The sequence below is a fragment of the Aliiglaciecola sp. genome, from assembly GCF_039982535.1.
Taxonomy (GTDB): Bacteria; Pseudomonadota; Gammaproteobacteria; order Enterobacterales; family Alteromonadaceae; genus Aliiglaciecola.
Genome location: NZ_JBDWYG010000063.1, coordinates 1 through 1,231, shown reverse-complemented (window position 1 = coordinate 1,231; position 1,231 = coordinate 1). Strand labels below are relative to the sequence as shown.

Annotated in this window: 1 protein-coding gene; it reads right to left on the bottom strand. The window is 44.8% G+C overall.

Going from position 1 to position 1,231, the window contains the following annotated elements; all coding sequences use genetic code 11:
- Window positions 1-1,215 (bottom strand): hypothetical protein (locus ABJV04_RS17085; RefSeq protein WP_348492800.1); only part of this gene is annotated, 1,215 nt, incomplete at its 3' end.
- Between the last annotated feature and the right edge of the window lie 16 nt (window positions 1,216-1,231).

The window sequence follows — 1,231 nt, the reverse complement described above, 5'->3', positions numbered from 1 at the left end:
TTGAGAGGTAGTCGAAAATAACTGTGTATAGGCTGCCTCGGAAACGTCAAAGCTTGCACTTGCATTGGAGATGCTAACCCCGGAAGTAGAAAGTACCTGGGCGCCCGACAAGTCAGAGATTTCTCCATTATTGTTGGTGTAGGTCACCGTGAGTGGCCAAATGGCAGCGCTCAAGTCTGCCGTCGTTAGGTTTATATAATAATCCCCGGCCACCCCATCGCTTTGGGCGCTTACTGCAAAGGTAGTACCATGGGCATCGGTAACCGTAAAATCTCCCGGATTGCCCCCATTGGTTTGAACCGGTGCCGAAAAGCCTAGCTGAATACTTGTGTCACTTTCTTTGTAGCCCGAACTGAGGGTAACAAGTGGACTAAGTGTCACTCCCGTTCCATCACTTGCAAGGGCGTTATTGTTGTAATCGGTTACCTCGCCATTGTTGTTGGTGTAGGTGAGGGTGAGGGCTCCTGAAGCAGCAATTACATCTGCAACGGTAAGTTCAAGTTTGCTATCCCCGGGTGTGGCATCGGCGATGCCCGTTACAGCAAAGGTAGTGGATGCACCATCAGTAAGAGTAAAATCTCCCGGATTGTTCCCGTAGGCTGCCACTGCCTCGCTAAAGGTTACATTGAGTTGGGTGGCGCTGGTAAATACCGCGCTCGATAGCGTTGGCGGGGTAGATTCTTTAATGTGGTACTCGTTTACTTCATCGCCAATTGAACCTACAATAAACATTTTGGTTCCATCCGGGTTGAAGGTTAGTCCTTGGGCAGATAATTCTTCAGTTGATACCGAGAAGGACTGCTCGAAACTCGCCGTAGAAACATTAAAGCCCGTACTCAAATGGTATTCATTCACGTCGTCACTTGCATTTCCAGTAATATACATTTTCGTACCATCGCTGTTAAAGGCAACCCCCTTGGGACTCGTTTCCTGACTATTTACGGAGAATTCTCCTACATAAGTCATCGTAGAAATATCAAAGTTTGAACTCAAGTTATATTCAACCACAGCATCTTTATCATTACCAACTATAAACATTTTACCCCCACTAGAGTCAAACGTTATTCCAGTTGGGTCACTTTCTGCTGAGTTAACAGAAGATTGTTGCTCGTAAGAAGAAGTAGATATATCAAATGCCATATTCAAATTATATTCATGAACTTCTGTTTTATAAACCGAAGATTCATAATCATATACTCGTGCTAAAACAAACATTTTCGTACCATCATTA